Source organism: Bradyrhizobium sp. USDA 241, assembly GCF_049739505.1.
Taxonomy (GTDB): Bacteria; Pseudomonadota; Alphaproteobacteria; order Rhizobiales; family Xanthobacteraceae; genus Bradyrhizobium; species Bradyrhizobium liaoningense.
The window spans coordinates 1,472,542-1,488,160 of record NZ_JBMGPZ010000004.1 but is presented as its reverse complement, the minus strand read 5'-3'; the positions used below and the strand labels follow the sequence as shown (position 1 = coordinate 1,488,160).

15 protein-coding genes and 1 pseudogene are annotated in these 15,619 nt (G+C 64.6%); 9 read left to right on the top strand and 7 right to left on the bottom strand.

Annotated elements, in window-relative coordinates; genetic code table 11:
• Positions 1–6: 6 nt before the first annotated feature.
• The 4 genes from ABIF91_RS16855 to ABIF91_RS16840 all read left to right on the top strand — a co-directional run bounded on the left by ABIF91_RS16855 (position 7) and on the right by ABIF91_RS16840 (position 3,065).
• A complete protein-coding gene (locus ABIF91_RS16855; protein WP_028176492.1) occupies positions 7–933 on the top strand; it encodes a hydrogen peroxide-inducible genes activator in 927 nt (308 codons plus the stop codon).
• Positions 934–938: 5 nt separating this feature from the next.
• A complete protein-coding gene (locus ABIF91_RS16850; RefSeq protein ID WP_028176491.1) occupies positions 939–1,394 on the top strand; it encodes a GNAT family N-acetyltransferase in 456 nt (151 codons plus the stop codon).
• Between the two features lie 15 nt (positions 1,395–1,409).
• Complete coding sequence (locus ABIF91_RS16845) at positions 1,410–2,324, top strand: hypothetical protein (protein ID WP_424579265.1); 915 nt, start codon at positions 1,410–1,412, stop codon at positions 2,322–2,324.
• Between the two features lie 144 nt (positions 2,325–2,468).
• On the top strand, positions 2,469–3,065 hold the full coding sequence (locus tag ABIF91_RS16840) for a glutathione S-transferase family protein (RefSeq protein WP_028176489.1): 597 nt from the start codon (positions 2,469–2,471) through the stop codon (positions 3,063–3,065).
• A gap of 201 nt (positions 3,066–3,266) precedes the next feature.
• On the opposite strand, the gene fabI is transcribed toward ABIF91_RS16840, so the two are convergent.
• The 3 genes from fabI to fabA form a co-directional block, all read right to left on the bottom strand.
• Positions 3,267–4,067 carry an enoyl-ACP reductase FabI gene (gene fabI / locus ABIF91_RS16835; RefSeq protein ID WP_028176488.1) on the bottom strand — a complete coding sequence of 267 codons (801 nt, stop codon included), beginning with the start codon at positions 4,065–4,067 and terminating at the stop codon, positions 3,267–3,269.
• A gap of 119 nt (positions 4,068–4,186) precedes the next feature.
• Positions 4,187–5,410, bottom strand: a complete 1,224-nt coding sequence (fabB, locus tag ABIF91_RS16830) for a beta-ketoacyl-ACP synthase I (RefSeq protein WP_028176487.1) — start codon at positions 5,408–5,410, stop codon at positions 4,187–4,189.
• 39 nt (positions 5,411–5,449) lie between these two features.
• Complete coding sequence (gene fabA / locus ABIF91_RS16825; RefSeq protein WP_028176486.1) at positions 5,450–5,971, bottom strand: 3-hydroxyacyl-[acyl-carrier-protein] dehydratase FabA; 522 nt, start codon at positions 5,969–5,971, stop codon at positions 5,450–5,452.
• A gap of 352 nt (positions 5,972–6,323) precedes the next feature.
• Between fabA and irrA the strand changes: the two genes are divergently transcribed.
• Positions 6,324–6,815, top strand: coding sequence for an iron response transcriptional regulator IrrA (gene irrA, locus ABIF91_RS16820; RefSeq protein ID WP_035674497.1), 492 nt, complete (start codon positions 6,324–6,326; stop codon positions 6,813–6,815).
• Between the two features lie 145 nt (positions 6,816–6,960).
• Here the strand turns inward: irrA and ABIF91_RS16815 are convergent, their stop codons facing one another.
• Complete coding sequence (locus tag ABIF91_RS16815; protein WP_028176484.1) at positions 6,961–7,491, bottom strand: SH3 domain-containing protein; 531 nt, start codon at positions 7,489–7,491, stop codon at positions 6,961–6,963.
• 323 nt (positions 7,492–7,814) lie between these two features.
• On the opposite strand from ABIF91_RS16815, the gene ABIF91_RS16810 reads away from it, so the two are divergent.
• The gene (locus tag ABIF91_RS16810) at positions 7,815–8,816 is read left to right on the top strand and encodes a 2-hydroxyacid dehydrogenase (protein WP_028176483.1); all 1,002 of its coding nucleotides are present in this window, start codon (positions 7,815–7,817) and stop codon (positions 8,814–8,816) included.
• A gap of 137 nt (positions 8,817–8,953) precedes the next feature.
• Here the strand turns inward: ABIF91_RS16810 and ABIF91_RS16805 are convergent, their stop codons facing one another.
• Positions 8,954–9,865, bottom strand: coding sequence for a LysR family transcriptional regulator (locus ABIF91_RS16805; protein WP_035674500.1), 912 nt, complete (start codon positions 9,863–9,865; stop codon positions 8,954–8,956).
• Between the two features lie 114 nt (positions 9,866–9,979).
• Here ABIF91_RS16805 and ABIF91_RS16800 point away from each other — a divergent pair, with 114 nt between their 5' ends.
• A complete protein-coding gene (locus tag ABIF91_RS16800) occupies positions 9,980–10,987 on the top strand; it encodes an aldo/keto reductase (protein ID WP_028176481.1) in 1,008 nt (335 codons plus the stop codon).
• A 9-nt stretch (positions 10,988–10,996) separates the two neighbouring features.
• On the opposite strand, the gene ABIF91_RS16795 is transcribed toward ABIF91_RS16800, so the two are convergent.
• Positions 10,997–11,800, bottom strand: coding sequence for a HesA/MoeB/ThiF family protein (locus ABIF91_RS16795; RefSeq protein WP_028176480.1), 804 nt, complete (start codon positions 11,798–11,800; stop codon positions 10,997–10,999).
• A 231-nt stretch (positions 11,801–12,031) separates the two neighbouring features.
• Between ABIF91_RS16795 and ABIF91_RS16790 the strand changes: the two genes are divergently transcribed.
• Together ABIF91_RS16790 and ABIF91_RS16785 are read left to right on the top strand one after the other, a co-directional pair.
• A complete protein-coding gene (locus tag ABIF91_RS16790; protein ID WP_028176479.1) occupies positions 12,032–13,390 on the top strand; it encodes a serine protease in 1,359 nt (452 codons plus the stop codon).
• 378 nt (positions 13,391–13,768) lie between these two features.
• A pseudogene (locus ABIF91_RS16785) lies at positions 13,769–14,511 on the top strand (AAA family ATPase).
• Between the two features lie 160 nt (positions 14,512–14,671).
• Here ABIF91_RS16785 and mutM read toward each other — a convergent pair.
• Positions 14,672–15,577 carry a bifunctional DNA-formamidopyrimidine glycosylase/DNA-(apurinic or apyrimidinic site) lyase gene (mutM, locus tag ABIF91_RS16780; protein ID WP_028176478.1) on the bottom strand — a complete coding sequence of 302 codons (906 nt, stop codon included), beginning with the start codon at positions 15,575–15,577 and terminating at the stop codon, positions 14,672–14,674.
• Positions 15,578–15,619: the final 42 nt, after the last annotated feature.

Below are 15,619 nucleotides of genomic sequence, written 5' to 3'. Positions count from 1 at the left end.
TTTCTTATGATAAATCTGACGCTGCGCCAGCTCCGGTATTTCGATGCGCTGGCGCGCCACGGCCATTTCGGCCGGGCGGCCGAATCCTGTTCCATCTCGCAACCGGCCCTGTCGATGCAGATCAAGGAGCTGGAGGAGACGCTCGGCGGGCTGTTGCTGGAGCGCAGCGCGCGGCAGGTCGCGCTGACCCGGTTCGGCGAGGAACTCGCCCAGCGCGTCCGTGACATCCTGCGCTCGGTCGACGAACTCGGTGATTTCGCCCGGGCCTCGCAGGACCGCTTCGCCGGCCGACTGCGCATCGGCATGATCCCGACCATCGCGCCTTACCTGCTGCCCAAGATCACCAAGAATCTCACGCGCATGCATCCAGAGCTCGATATCCGCGTGCGCGAGACCATGACCCCGCGGCTGATCCAGGAACTGGTGGAAGGCCGGCTCGACACTGCCATCGTGGCGCTGCCGGTGTCGGAACCCTCGCTCACCGAGGTCGCTCTGTTCGAAGAGAAATTCTTGCTGGTCCGGCCGGGCTCCGACGAGGGCACACCGGTGCCGTCGCGCGAGATGATGCGCGAGATGCGGCTCCTGCTGCTGGAAGAGGGGCACTGCTTCCGCGACCAGGCGCTGTCTTTCTGCAACATGCAATCGGCGCCGCCGCGCGAGATGCTGGACGCCAATTCACTCTCGACGCTGGTCCAGATGGTCAGCGCCGGCATCGGCGTGACGCTGATCCCGGAGATGGCGGTGCCGGTGGAGACGCGATCTGCGTCGGTCTCGGTGGCGCGCTTCCGCGACCCCGAGCCGTCGCGCACCATCGGCATGGTCTGGCGCAAGACCAGCCCGCTGGCACGGCAGCTGCTGCAAATCTCCGAGGTGGTCTGCCTGTCGGCCGGCAAGGTGCGCGCGCGTCAGAGCGTGCGCAGCCAGCGGGCCTAGCTCCGATGCCGCATCCCGTCATCCGCCCTGCCCGCGCCGACGAGTATGATGAGGTCGGTCGCGTCTGGATGGAGAGCTGGGCCTCGACCAGGCTTGCCGAGACCAGCGACTTCCTCTTGGCCAACCTGCGCGCGCGCATCAGGCGCGAGATCGCGAACGGCTGGAGCCTGTTCGTCGCCGATGACAACGGCACGATCGCTGCGATGCTGGCGCTGCATGTGCCAAAGCTCTATCTCGACATGCTGTTCGTCGCGCCCGCCTATCAGGGCCGATCGATCGGCCGGCAATTGCTCGCCTTCACGCGCACGCAAATGCCCGACGAGATGTATCTGCGCTGTGTGCGCGAGAACGAAAAGGCCTGGCGCTGGTACGAGCGCGAGGGCTTTGTATTCGAGAAGGAAGAGATCGAGCCGTCGAATGGGTTCATGATGAAATATTATCGGTGGAAGAGGGCAGCTTGAAGCCGCGCGCCACGCTTGCAGGCGCGGCTTACACGCTCTAGTTTTGCAACTCTCACACTATCGACCGCTCATTCCCCGATCATGTTCTGTCGTTTCATCGTCGCCGGCATCCTCGCTTCATCGTGCCTGACTGCCACTGGATGGGCCGAGGTCCCAGCATCGGCGGCTCCTGGCGCGCCTGTTAAACCGGCGGTCAAGAAACCCGCCTCCAAGCCAAATGCAGCGAAGGCCAATACCGCCACGAGGCAACCGGCAGCAATCGAGACCGGCCCTTGCCGCCTGGGCGTCATCTCAGCGATCGGCGGTCGGTTCTCCGTCGAGAAGTTCGGCCTCACGGTGTTCGAGACCGAATTCAACGAGATTCCGATCGACGATTGGAGCCTTGACGACATCCCGCTGGCGCGTGTGCGTGCCGCAAGCGGCGCCGATCCGTCGATCAGGAAGATCAGCTACCCCAAGGGAGCGTTCGAGCCATTCTACAATCCAAAATCCAGGCTCTTCCCTGATCCGAGCGAGCGTTTACCGGCCATCGTTCGCAACATCACCTCCAATGCGAATTGCGATCGCTATCTCGTCGTTACGAGGTACAAGACCGAATTACAAGGCACCAGCCTGGTGCTGGACGGCATCGGCGCCTACAGCCGAGGCCTCGGCTCTTTCGCCAGACATTCGCATTTGTTCGCCAATGTTGCGGTCAACCTGATTGACGGCAGGAGCTATGAGCAGATCAATCGGCATTTCGCGAATTTCGGCTCCAATCTCGCCGAGAGCATGAGGCTGACGGAAGATCCGATCACCAAGCTCGACAATTCGCAGTTTCCCGATCCTCCTGCCTCCGCCGCGAGCAATACAGCGTTGCGAGAAAGGACCCGCGCACTCGTTGCGGCGAGGCTCGACCGGACTCTCCCCGGCTATCTCAAGCAGGATTGAGCGACTCGCCGCCGCGGTCCCGTCGACCAAGATGTCGCAAGGCAAGGCGTCACCTCCACGCATTGCGACTTGTACGTTGCGGATTCGCGGCGGACAGGCGATGAATGAGCCTCGTCGCGCTCCACGTTGAGGAGGTTCCTCGCCATGATCAAGCTCTATTGGTCGCCCCGCTCGCGCTCGTTCACGACGCTTTGGCTGATGGAAGAGAGCGGCCTGCCCTACGAGCGCGTGCTGACCGATATTTCGACCGGCGCGCAGAAGACGCCGGACTTTCTAAAGATCAATCCGATGGGCAAGGTGCCGGCGCTGACCGACGGCGACGCGGCGCTCGGGGAAGCCGCGGCCATCTGCGCCTACATCGCCGACCGCTATCCCGAGACGAAACTGGCGCCCGCGGTGACCGACCCGCGCCGCGCGCGCTACCTGCAATGGCTGTTCTTCTCGCCGGGCTGCATCGAGCCCGCCATCATCCAGATCTTCACGAAGATCGAGATCCCGACCTCGACCGCGGCGTGGGGCAGCGCGACGCAGGTGTTCGACGTGCTGGAAGCCGCGCTTGAGAAAGGACCGTGGATTCTCGGCGAAGACTTTTCTGCTGCTGACATCACGGTCGGCTCGGGCCTGAACTTCGCAGTACGGCTGTTCAAGATGGTGCCGTCGCGGCCGGCCTTCGACGCCTATCTGGCGCGCTGCATCGCGCGGCAGGCGTTCCAGCGCGCGGAGAAGATCGCGGCGGGTTAGAGCGTGATGAGATGAGGCTGGATCGCTGCAACGACGGAGGTGCTCTCCCGCTCGCGGGAGAGGGTCGGGGAGAGGGTATTTCCGCAATGGGACAATCCCCAAGAGGAGAAAGCCCTCACCCGGCGCTTCGCGCCGACCTCTCCCGCAAGCGGGAGAGGTGAAGGAGCCGCGGCAATCGACTCAACCTAAAGCCATTCCGCTTTAGTCCGGCGTCTTCAGGTCGTCCGGCCTCGGCATCAGGATGATGTTGTAGCCGGAATCCACGTAGTGGATCTCGCCGGTCACTCCGCCGGAGAGATCCGACAGCAGATACAGCGCCGAGCCGCCGAGGTCGTCGAGCGTGACACCGCGACGAAGCGGTGCGTGCTTCTGCATGAAGGCGAACATCGCCCGCGCCTCGCCGATGCCGGAGCCGGCGAGCGTGCGGATGGGGCCCGCGGAGATTGCGTTGACGCGGATGCCGCGCGGTCCGAAATCGGCGGCGAGATAGCGCACGGAAGCTTCCAGCGCCGCCTTCGCCACACCCATCACGTTGTAATTCGGCATCGCGCGCTCCGACGCGCCAAAGGTCAGCGTCATCATGCTGCCGCCTTCCGTCATCAGCTCGGCGGCGCGTTTTGCGACCTCCGTGAACGAGAAGCAGGAGATCACCATGGTGCGCGAAAAATTCTCGCGGCTGGTGTCGGCGTAGCGGCCCTTGAGCTCGTTCTTGTCGGCAAAGCCGATCGCATGGATCACGAAGTCGAGCCGACCCCATTTCTCGCGGAGCGCAGCGAAGGTGGCATCGACACTGGCGATGTCCTCGACGTCGCAAGGCAGAACCAGATCCACGCCAAGCTGCTCCGCCAGCGGCTTCACGCGCTTGCCGAGCGCCTCGCCCTGGAAGGTAAAGGCAAGCTCTGCGCCATGGGCATGCAGCGTCCGCGCCATGCCCCAGGCGATCGAGTGATCATTGGCGATGCCCATGATCAGACCGCGCTTGCCTTTCATCAGACCTTCCATCTCACCATCACCTTCCGCTTCGCCGTGACCGGGCTCATCGCTTCGATGCTTGAGGCCAACACGTGGATGGCCGGGACGAGCCCGGCCATGACGAAGAAATCAACAATGCACCAATGATGTCACGCATCCAGCCGGCTGAACACCAGCGTAGCGTTGGTGCCGCCGAAGCCGAAGGAGTTCGACAGCACGGTGCCGATCTTGACGTTGTCGATGCGCTTGCGCACGATCGGCATGTCGGCGAACACGGGATCGAGCTCCTGGATGTGCGCGCTCTCGCAGATGAAACCGTTGTTCATCATCAGCAGCGAATAGATCGCTTCCTGCACGCCGGTGGCGCCCAGCGAGTGGCCGGTCAGCGCCTTGGTCGCCGAGATCGGCGGGCACTTCTCGCCGACGCCGAATACTTTTCGGATCGCCTCGATCTCCGGCGGATCGCCGGCAGGTGTCGAGGTCGCGTGCGGATTGATGTAGTCGACCCTGGTCTTCACCGTCGACATCGCCATGCGCATGCAGCGCTCGGCGCCTTCGCCCGAAGGCGCCACCATGTCGTGGCCGTCCGAGGTCGCGCCATAGCCGACGATCTCGCCATAGATGCGCGCACCGCGCGCCTTGGCATGCTCGAGCTCTTCCAACACCAGCACGCCGGCGCCGCCGGCGATGACGAAGCCATCACGATTGAGGTCGTAGGGACGCGACGCCGTGGCCGGCGTGTCGTTGTATTTCGAGGACATCGCGCCCATGGCGTCGAACAGCACCGACAGCGACCAGTCCAGCTCCTCGCAGCCGCCGGCGAAGATGATGTCCTGCTTGCCGATCTGGATCGTCTCATAGGCATTGCCGACGCAATGGTTCGACGTCGCGCAGGCCGAGGAGATCGAATAGTTCACGCCCTTGATCTTGAACCAGGTTGCAAGCGTCGCGGAGGCCGTGGAAGACATCGCCTTCGGCACCGCAAACGGGCCGACGCGCTTGGGTCCCTTGGTGCGGGTGATGTCGGCGGCTTCGACGATGGTGCGGGCCGAGGGACCGCCGGAGCCCATGATGATGCCGGTACGGATGTTGGAGACTTCGTCGGGCGACAGGCCGGAGTCCTGGATCGCCTGCTCCATCGCGACGTGATTCCACGCCGCACCCTGGCCGAGGAAACGCATCGCGCGGCGGTCGACCACCGTCGACGGATCGAGCGTGGGCTCACCTTGCACCTGCGAACGGAAGCCGAGCTCGGCATATTTCCCTGCCCGCGAAATGCCAGACTTTGCCTCGTGAAGGCTCGCAAGCACTTCCTGGGTGTTGTTTCCGATGGACGAGACGATGCCCATTCCGGTGACCACAACCCGCCTCATGACAGCCTCGCCTCAATCGTTGTCTTCTTGGTGATGCACTCAGCCCAGGCTCGTGCCCTGCTTGAACAGGCCAACCTTCAGATCCTTGGCGCGATAAATAATCTGGTCATCGACCGAAAGCCACCCGTCGGCGATGCCGAGCACCAGCTTTGCCCGCATCACGCGTTTGATATCGATGTTGTACACAACCTTGCGGGCGTCGGTCAGCACCTGGCCGCCGAACTTCAGCTCGCTCAGGCCGAGCGCCCGGCCGCGGCCTTCGCCGCCGACCCAGCCGAGGTAAAAGCCGACCATTTGCCACAGCGCATCCAGGCCGAGGCAGCCGGGCATCACCGGGTCGTTCTTGAAATGGCAGCCGAAGAACCAGAGGTCAGGCTTCACGTCGAGCTCGGCGCGCACCAGGCCCTTGCCGAATTCACCGCCATTGTCGGTGATTTCCGTGATGCGGTCGAACATCAGCATCGGCGGCAGCGGCAGCTGGGCATTGCCCGGACCGAACATCTCGCCGCGGGCACAGGCCAGCAGATCTTCGTAATCATAACCGTTGCGCCTGTTCAGCATTCACGTGCCTCTGTTCAATCTCGATTGAGCGGCGTTCTTTGGCGAAAATGGCCCCGTCTCGATCGGACAGCAACGCCAATTGCCACCGTCGGCCGCGACTCGCGCAAGCCCCGGATGGACTGCGAACCAAGCCTTCACGCTCGGCTGCACCAAAATCGGCTAAGCGGAACCGCGCGCTCTCTAACACAGGCCATTTCGGGTGGCAAAGCGCATCCATGAAGGTAAAATGACGCGCTCATCGCCCGGTTCCAAACCTGATTAGAACCTCTCTAGTTGCGAGAAACTTGCATCTGCATCTTTCTCTTCTTATAGTAACAAAGAGATATTGTTCACGCGTGCCCGAAATCTGGAAATGACCGAGAATACCGCGTCCCACTACGACGACGACGCCCATGCTGCGGCCCTCCTGTCCGGCCGCCAGCCGGCCTTGACCGGCTGCCCGTGGCACGACGTCAACGAAATGCTCCAGTCCGCGGGGCTCCGTCCAACGCGCCAACGCATGGCGCTCGGCTGGCTGCTGTTTGGCAAGGGTGCACGTCACCTCACGGCTGAAATGCTCTACGAGGAAGCGACGCTGGCCAAGGTTCCGGTATCGCTGGCGACCGTTTACAACACGTTGAACCAGCTCACCGATGCCGGCCTGCTCCGCCAGGTCAGTGTCGACGGCACCAAGACCTATTTCGACACCAACGTCACGACCCACCATCACTACTACCTCGAGAACAGCCACGAGCTGGTCGACATCGAGGACCCGCATCTGGCGCTGTCGAAGATGCCGGAGGTGCCCGAGGGCTACGAGATCTCCCGCATCGACATGGTTGTGCGCCTGCGCAAGAAGCGCTGAGATCGTCTTAAGATCGAACTGAGATCGTCATGGCCGGGCTTGTCCCGGCCATCCACGTTTTTGGACCAGGCGCAAAGGTCGTGGATGCCCGGGACAAGCCCGGGCATGACGCTGGAGCGGCGAGCGCGCCCTCCGCCTATCGTCGTCAATTCACCTGCTCGTCCGAATAGACGCCCCAGAGGCGCTCCTGCTGGATCCAGCCGTCGAAGCCGTTGCCGATGACGCGGCACCAGTTTGCGGCGCACTTCTTCACCTGCGTGACGACGCCAGCCTGGAGCTTTGCTGCAACCGCGCTGTCGGGATCGGGCCGGTCGTAGATCGGGGCGAGGTCGTCCTTGTGCTTCATGGTGACGACCGCGGTGCGGCGGCCCGACAGCAGCGAGTGATAGACCCAGCCTTCGGCGCCCTCGGAATCGCGCACCCGGCGCCAGTTCTCGAACTCGGCGGTGATTTCGACCGGCAGGCCGGCGCGGGTGTAGACCCAGGCGACGTCATTGTCCTTGGTCGGGCCGGCGCGGACGTTGACGTGATCCGATTTGAGGCTGACATAGCGCGGCACCGGTAAGCCGCTGGCGGTCTGCGGGGTATTGTCCTTCGCCGAATGCGAGGGGCCGACCGAGGCGCTCAACCAGGTGCAAACGAGCGCCATCACCGAACAAAAACGCCCCAACGCCATCAACCCGTCTCCTGTCGAAGACCCGGCCGAACCGGATCCTCACCCCAAATTCCAAAACCCTGCCGCGTCTGCCCCTTTTCCCGCCCCACGCGGGTTCCAAGCCTCGGCCCGTGGTTCTTGTCTTGGCCCGGCCTTCTGCTAGAGAGGACGGGCACTTGAACAACCAGTTTGCCCCGATTTTCCGGCCGGAAATGTCGGGAGAGCTTGGAGGAAGCGCCGGGGACGGACACGGCAAGGGCAGTGTCGAACAACCGGGTTAATGAGGCCTCAACGGCCGGCCTTTGGCGACAGAGGCGGACCGCGACGCCTCATGAGAGCAGGACATGTCGGTGAAGAAAAAGCCCCTCGTCGTGGTGACGCGCAAGCTGCCGGATTCGATCGAGACGCGAATGCGCGAGCTGTTCGACGCGCGGATCAATCTCGAGGACACGCCGATGTCGGCCGACCAGATCGCGGAGGCCGCGCGCACTGCCGACGTGCTGGTTCCGACCGTCACCGATCACATCAGCGCCGATGTCGTGAACCAGCCCGACTGCAAGCTCCGCCTGATCGCCAATTTCGGCAACGGCGTCGACAATATCGACGTTGCGGCCGCCCATGCCCGCGGCATCACCGTCACCAATACGCCGAAGGTTCTGACCGAAGATACCGCTGATATGACCATGGCGCTGATCCTCGCGGTGCCCAGGCGGATGATCGAAGGCGCCTCGATCCTGACCGAAGGAAAGCCCTGGGCGGGCTGGTCGCCGATGTGGATGCTCGGCCACCGCATCGGCGGCAAGCGTCTCGGCATCATCGGCATGGGCCGCATCGGCCAGGCGGTGGCGCGCCGCGCGCGCGCGTTCGGCCTTCAGATCCACTATCACAACCGCCGTCCCGTCGCTCCTGTCATCGCCGAAGAGCTCGGCGCGACCTATTGGGAAAGCCTCGACCAGATGCTGGCGCGGATGGACATCATCTCGGTGAATTGTCCGCACACGCCGGCGACCTATCATCTGCTCTCGGCGCGGCGGCTGAAGCTGATCCGCAAGGACGCCTACATCGTCAACACCGCGCGCGGCGAGGTGACCGACGAGGACACGCTGATCAAGTTGATCGAAGGCGGCGAGATTGCCGGCGCCGGCCTCGACGTCTACGAGCATGAGCCCGCGGTCAACCCGAAGCTGGTGCGGCTCGCCAGGGCCGGCAAGGTGACGCTGTTGCCGCATATGGGCTCGGCCACGATCGAAGGCCGCGTCGAGATGGGCGAGAAGGTGATCATCAACATCCGCACCTTCCTCGACGCCCACAAGCCGCCGGATCGCGTGCTGCCGAGCATGCTCTGAGTTTCTGCGCGAAAAGCTCCCACTCCTCATCCTGAGGAGCGCTGTACGCGCGTCTCGAAGGATGAAAGGCCCGGCTGCATCAGCGCGGGCCTGCGTGTTCGGGACGCGCGCAAGAGCGCGCTCCTCACCACGAGGGTCTACGATCTGCGCGTTTCGCGCTTGCGCCAGTCCGCGACGAAATCGATGAAGGCCCGCAGTGCCGGCGGCGTCTGGCGTCGGCTCGGATAGTACAGGAAGGGGCCAGGGAACGGCTCGCACCAATCCTCCATCAGGCTGACCAGCGCGCCGGATTTCAGCGCGTCGCCGACATAGCCGTCGAGCGATGCCCAGATGCCGGCACCGTCGAGCGCGGCGCACATGGCAAGATTCATGTTGGTCGAGATCAGCTTGGCCGGCGGATCGACCTTCATGATCTGACCGTTCTTCTCGAACTCCCAATCATGCATGACGCCGCTCGAATAGCGGGCGCGAATGCAATCATGGTCGAGCAGATCCTTCGGATGCTCCGGCCGGCCGCGGCGCGCGACGTAGTCGGGCGATGCGACGACGACGTAGCGCTGCGGGCCGCTCAGGGGGATCGCAACCATGTCCTGCGCGAGGTGCTCGCCATAGCGCACGCCGGCATCAAAGCCGGCGCTGACGATGTCGACGAAACCGCTCTCGGAGACGATGTCGAGATCGACCTTGGGATGCGCGGCGAGAAACGGGCCGACCATCGGCGCCAGCACCAGATCGACCGCCGGCGGCGGTGCGTTGATGCGGAGGCGGCCGGAGGCGACCGCGCGCAGGCCCCGTACCTGGTCCAGCGCATCGCCGACCTCGCGCAGCGCCGGCGCCACCCGCGACAACAGCAATTCCCCCGCCTCGGTCAGGGCGACGCTGCGGGTGGTGCGGTTCATCAGGCGGACGCCCAGGCGCTCCTCGAAGTCGCGCAAACGCTGGCTAAGGCTTGATACTGACACGCGAATTTCGACCGCCGCGCGCCGGAAATTGCGGGTGCGGGCGACGGCCACGAAGACGTCGAGGTCGCGCAGATCAGGCTCGGCCATTGTTCGCTATTGTGAACAAGCCATTCCGGATTGTCCAGCTTATCGGCTCAATCAGTCGGGCGCATATCCGTCCTCGTCGCGCGGCATTCGCCGCGCCCTTCGAGGAGAGCCATCATGGAACAACGAAAACTCGGTTCAACCGGCCCCACCGTCTCGAGCCTCGGTCTCGGCTGCATGGCCATGTCCGACGCCTACGGTCCTTCCGATCGCGGCGAAAGCATCGCCACCATCCATGCGGCAATCGATGCGGGCATCACGCTGCTCGACACCGGCGATTTCTATGCCATGGGCCACAATGAAATGCTGATCCGCGAGGCGCTCAAGGACGTTTCACGCGAGAAGGTGCGGATCAGCGTCAAGTTCGGTGCGCTGCGCGGCCCCGCCGGCGACTTCATCGGCATGGACTGCCGGCCGGCCGCAACCAAGAACTTCCTCGCCTATTCGCTCCAGCGGCTCGGCACCGACCATGTCGACATCTATCGCCCGGCGCGGCTCGATCCGAACGTTCCCATCGAAGACACCATCGGCGGCCTCGCCGATCTCGTAAAGGCGGGCTATGTCAGGCATATCGGCCTGTCCGAGGTCGGCTCCGACACCATCCGCCGCGCGCATGCGGTGCATCCGATCGCCGACCTGCAGATCGAATATTCGCTGATCGAGCGCGGCATCGAACGCGACATCCTCAAGACCTGCCGCGAGCTCGGCATCGGCATCACCGCCTACGGCGTCCTGGCGCGCGGCCTGATCAGCGGTCACTGGTCGAAGGATTCGGGTAAGGCCGGCAAGGACTACCGGCTGATGACGCCGCGCTTCCAGGGTGCGAACCTCGATGCCAATCTCGCGCTGGTGGATTCTCTACGCGCGATCGCGAATGAGGTCGGCGCGACGCCTGCGCAAGTCGCGATCGCCTGGGTGGCGGCGCAAGGCCGGGAGATCGTGCCGCTGGTCGGCGCCCGGACCCGCAATCGTCTGGCCGAAGCGCTCGGCGCAACCAAGGTGACGCTGACGCAAGCTCATCTCGCAGCATTGGCGAAGGCCTTCCCGCCGGATGTCGCTTCGGGCACGCGTTACGCGGCCGAGCAGATGGCCCATCTCGACAGCGAGAAACCGGCCACCAGGTAACGGCGGCAATCAGGTGCGATGGGCGCTCAGATCGCTGATCACAGGCCCGTCGCCGTTGAGCGGATTGGCGGGATCGCGCCCGTAGCGCAGCGTCTCGAAGCGCATCGCGCGCGCATCGATCATCAGGAGACGGCCGACGAGGCCGTCGCCGAAGCCGACGACCTCGCGGATCGCCTCCAGCGCCATCATCGAGCCGAGCACGCCCGCCAATGCGCCCATGACGCCAGCCTCGGCGCAGGCCGGCACGGTGCCGGGCGGCGGCGCTTCCGGAAACAGGCAGCGATAGGTCGGATTGAACTCGCCCTGCTCGTTGGTCTCATGCGCACGGATGGTGGTGAGCGAGCCGTCGAAGGTGCCGAGCGCCGCCGTGATCAGCGGCCGCTTGGCGAAGAAGCAGGCGTCGGAGACGAGATAGCGCGTCGAAAAATTGTCGGAGCCGTCGAGCACGAGGTCATAGTCGCCGATCAGGCTGAGCGCGTTGTCCGCGTTGAGCCAGGTGGCGTGGCCGACGAAACGGACATGCGGATTGAGCGCCGAGATCCGCTCGGCGGCGCTCTCGACCTTGTGGCGGCCGATATCGGGCGTGGTGTGGATGACCTGGCGCTGCAGATTGGACAGCGAGACCACGTCGTCGTCGACCACGCCCAGCGTGCCGATGCCGGCGGCAGCCAGATACATCAGCGCGGGCGCGCCGAGCCCGCCGGCGCCGATCACCAGCACGGAGGCCCGCTTCAGCGCAGCCTGGCCCGGCCCGCCGACATCGCGCAGCACGATATGACGGGCATAGCGTTCGAGTTCGTCCGGGCTCAGCATCGTCCTACATTCCTCTCACTCCTCATGGTGAGGAGCGCGGAACGCGCGTCTCGAACCATGAAGGCCCCGATCTCGCTCGTGGCCATCCTTCGAGACGCGGCCTTCGGCCGCTCCTCAGGATGAGGACCTGATTGCGTGGCTCGGTCACGAACCTGAACCACCGCAACATTGTTCGCGACCAACGAGATGTGCTTCAATGACACTGCGTTCAATGGGCTGGCTGGATTTGTCATGAGATCGATGCTTGCGGCAACACTGATGTTTGCGGCCGCCACAGGCGCGAACGCCCAGATGACGGCGCCACAGGTCCCCGGCACCAAGCCGAAAACGGTTCAGACCGTCCCGGTCCGGCCTCCTGCGATGCAGACGCCGTCGGCGACGGCCGATGCCATGGCAAAAGCGGAGCGGCTGTCGCTCCAGTCCGACCTCGCCTGGGTCGGCCAATATAACGGCGCCATCACCGGCGACGTCAGCGAGCGCATGGTCAACGCCATCAAGGAGTACCAGAAGGCCAAGGGCGGCAAGCCGACCGGCGTGCTCAATCCGCAGGAACGCGCCGCGCTCGCCGAGGCGGCCCGAAAGAAGCAGGACGGCGTTGGCTGGAAGATCGTGACGGAGCCGACCAGCGGCGCCCGGCTCGGCATCCCCGGCAAGCTGGTGCCGCAGCAGGCAAGCGACGCCAACGGCTCGAAATGGACCTCGCCGACCGGCACGGTTCAGGTGCTGTTTAGCCGCCGCAAGGAGGTGAACCCGACCTCCGCAAAGCTCGCCGATCTGGAGAAGGAGCCGTCCGGGCGCAAGGTCGATTACACCGTGGTGAAGCCCGACTTCTTCGTGCTGTCGGGATTGCAGGGCCTGAAGAAGTTCTACGTGCGAGGCACCTTCAAGGGTGACGAGGTCCGCACCATGACGATCCTGTACGACCAGGCGACCGAGAACACGGTCGAGCCGGTGGTGATCGCGATGTCGAGCGCGTTCAATGCATTTCCGTCCGGACCGCAAGCCGGGCCGCCGCCGCGCAAGACCGTCGAATACGGCACCGGCATCGTCGTCAGCGACGACGGTGCGATCGTCACCGACCGCCTCGTCACCGATGGCTGCCTCGCGATCACGATCGCCGGTCATGGCAGCGCCGACCGCCTCGCCGAGGACAAGGAGCATGATCTCGCGCTCCTGCACATCTACGGCGCCCGCGGCCTGAAGCCGCTCAGCCTCGCCGGCGGCGCAGCGAAGGCGAATGTCGACATCGTCGGCATCGCCGAACCGCAGAGCCAGGGCGGCGCGACCGGCGTGTCGAGCGTCAAGGCTGCGCTGGCGGCGGTCACGCAAAGCGCTTCCGCATTGTCCCCGCCGCCGGCGATCGGATTCTCCGGCAGCCCGGCCATCGACGCCGACGGCAAATTCGCGGGCATGGCCTTGCTGAAGCCGGCCATGGTCGCAGGGCCTGCGACGTTGGTCCCGGCGTCACAGGCTTTGATGGTCTCCGCAGAGGCGGTGCGCGGATTCCTGACGGCGAACGGTGTCACCGCGAATGGCACGTCGACCGATGCAAAGGCCGCTGTCGTGCGCGTCATCTGCGTCCGGAAGTAGCGCGGACAATATCATCATCGTCTCGCGTCCCGGACGCGGCGCGGCACGAAGTGACGCTCCGCAGAGCCAGGACCCATGTGTCCTCAAATTCCGTGCAAGCGGCTCACTGGGGCCCCGGCTCTGCAGCGCATCGCTTTTGCGCTGCGCTTTGTCCGGGGCAGGACGGTCAACCATCACACGTACGACTACGGAGCCGGTAATGGTACGGATTCGCTGGCATTCCCTATTCCGCCATCATCGTTATCGTTGATTCGGACCTCCGCGATCCCCCCTTTGGATCGGGCCGGCATGTCCTGAGCGAGAAGAGCTCAGCATCGCGAAGCGGTGCACGTTCGCGTGGCGCATTCCTGACCCAACGTTCCAAAGGATTGAACTTCAATGCACACGATCGTACTGGCCACCCAAAAGGGCGGCAGTGGCAAGAGCACCCTCGCCGTCGGTCTCGCGCTGGCGCCAAGCAGTCCGGCTTCACCGTTCGCCTGATCGAGACCGACCCACAGGGCACCCTGTCCAACTGGCAACGCCGCCGCACCACCGACGATCTCATCGTCGAGCCGATCTATAACGCCGCGGATATCCAGCCTCGCCTGAAGATGCTCGCCGACAGCGGCCTCCAGCTCGCGATCGTCGACACCGCGGCCGGTCTCAGCGCCGCGACCACCGCCGCGATCCGCCATTCCGATCTCTGCCTGATCCCGGCCCGTCCCAGCGTCGCCGACATCGAGGCGACCGTCTCGACGCTCAGCGTCGCACGCGCCTGGAAGCGGCCGTACGGCTTCGTGCTGAACCAGACGCCGATCCGCGGCCAGCGGATCGACAACGCCGCCAGCACCCTCGCTGAAGAAGCTTCGCTTGATCTCGCCGAGGTGCTCGCACGTCCCCTGATCGCGATGCGCAACGACCACCAGGATTCGCTTGCCAGCGGCCTTGCCGTGAGCGAATTCGCGCCGAACGGCAAGTCGGCGGACGAGATCCGCGGCCTCTGGCGCTGGATCGAGACCCGGCTCGAGCTCGAAGCCACCACCAATGTCCTGATCGACCAGGTCATCTCGGCAGCGCACGGCATGCTGCAGATCGCTGCAGAACAGGGGGCGGACGAGACCACGACACTGGCGTCCTGAGCGGGGCGATCGCTCGGGCGACAGTCGGGCTCTTCGCCGTCCGGTGAACGAGCCCAAGCGACGAAGCAGTCCGGCCACCAGCCCGGCCGGATTGCTTCGCTATGCTCGCAATAGAGGAGTAGTTCCTGCTGCGGCTTTGCGCTCATCTACGGTGACGACGTCACTTCTGGCATTTCGGGCACCAGAAGGTCGATCGGCCGTTCTGCGTGAACCGCTTGATCGTACCGCCGCAGCGCGGCGTCGTGCATTTCTCGCCTTCGCGGTCGTAGACCTTGAACGAGTGCTGGAAGTAGCCGAGTTCGCCTGACGTCTGGCGATGGTCGCGCAGGCTCGAGCCGCCGGCCTTGATGGCATCGTTCAACACGGTGTGAATCGCGCCGACCAATCGCTTGGCGTGGTCCGTTGGCTCGCCCCCGGCAACGCCTTTGCGTTGTCCGGACTTCGTCGACAAGGTCGCGGCGATCCGGCGCGGCGACAGATGCGAGCGGTGCAGCGCCTCGCAGACATAGATGTTGCCGAGCCCTGCCACGACGCGCTGGTCGAGCAGCGCGGCCTTCAGGCTGGTGGTCTTGCCGGCGCAGGAGCGCGCCAGCATCGCGGCGTCGAATTCGTTGCCGAGCGGCTCGGGTCCGAGCCCGCGCAGCAGCGGCTCGTCGTCGAGCGCATTGCGCGCGATCACTTTCATGTAGCCGAAGCGGCGCGGATCGTTGAACACGATGTCGGCGCCGGAGGACATCCGAAACAGCACGTGGTCGTGGGTGGAATCCTTGGCCCGCGGATAATGAAACTCGCCGGGCCGGGTGTCGTTGTCCGGCTTGATGACACGGAACGAGCCCGACATGCCGAGATGCATCAGCAGGACGTCGCCGGAGCCGAGATCGGCCATGAGATATTTTGCACGGCGGCCGAGGCCCGTGACGACCTGGCCCTTGAGCCGGGCCACGAAGTCCGGCTGGAACGGAAAGCGCAAGTCCGGCCGGCGGGCCTCCGCGACGAGGATTTTCGCACCCTCCATCACCGGCTGAAGGCCGCGGCGGACGGTCTCGACTTCTGGCAATTCAGGCATGGTCAGGCATTCACCTTATGAAGGCGGTGTGATAGCGCCATT

Excerpts from the sequence above, each read along its gene's own strand:
- ABIF91_RS16855 (WP_028176492.1), top strand. The coding sequence starts at position 7 with ATGATAAATCTGACGCTGCGCCAGCTCCGGTATTTCGATGCGCTGGCG.
- ABIF91_RS16850 (WP_028176491.1), top strand. The coding sequence starts at position 939 with ATGCCGCATCCCGTCATCCGCCCTGCCCGCGCCGACGAGTATGATGAG.
- ABIF91_RS16840 (WP_028176489.1), top strand. The coding sequence starts at position 2,469 with ATGATCAAGCTCTATTGGTCGCCCCGCTCGCGCTCGTTCACGACGCTT.
- fabI (WP_028176488.1), bottom strand. The coding sequence starts at position 4,067 with ATGGAAGGTCTGATGAAAGGCAAGCGCGGTCTGATCATGGGCATCGCC.
- fabB (WP_028176487.1), bottom strand. The coding sequence starts at position 5,410 with ATGAGGCGGGTTGTGGTCACCGGAATGGGCATCGTCTCGTCCATCGGA.
- fabA (WP_028176486.1), bottom strand. The coding sequence starts at position 5,971 with ATGCTGAACAGGCGCAACGGTTATGATTACGAAGATCTGCTGGCCTGT.
- irrA (WP_035674497.1), top strand. The coding sequence starts at position 6,324 with ATGACCGAGAATACCGCGTCCCACTACGACGACGACGCCCATGCTGCG.
- ABIF91_RS16815 (WP_028176484.1), bottom strand. The coding sequence starts at position 7,491 with ATGGCGTTGGGGCGTTTTTGTTCGGTGATGGCGCTCGTTTGCACCTGG.
- ABIF91_RS16810 (WP_028176483.1), top strand. The coding sequence starts at position 7,815 with ATGTCGGTGAAGAAAAAGCCCCTCGTCGTGGTGACGCGCAAGCTGCCG.
- ABIF91_RS16805 (WP_035674500.1), bottom strand. The coding sequence starts at position 9,865 with ATGGCCGAGCCTGATCTGCGCGACCTCGACGTCTTCGTGGCCGTCGCC.
- ABIF91_RS16800 (WP_028176481.1), top strand. The coding sequence starts at position 9,980 with ATGGAACAACGAAAACTCGGTTCAACCGGCCCCACCGTCTCGAGCCTC.
- ABIF91_RS16795 (WP_028176480.1), bottom strand. The coding sequence starts at position 11,800 with ATGCTGAGCCCGGACGAACTCGAACGCTATGCCCGTCATATCGTGCTG.
- ABIF91_RS16790 (WP_028176479.1), top strand. The coding sequence starts at position 12,032 with ATGAGATCGATGCTTGCGGCAACACTGATGTTTGCGGCCGCCACAGGC.
- mutM (WP_028176478.1), bottom strand. The coding sequence starts at position 15,577 with ATGCCTGAATTGCCAGAAGTCGAGACCGTCCGCCGCGGCCTTCAGCCG.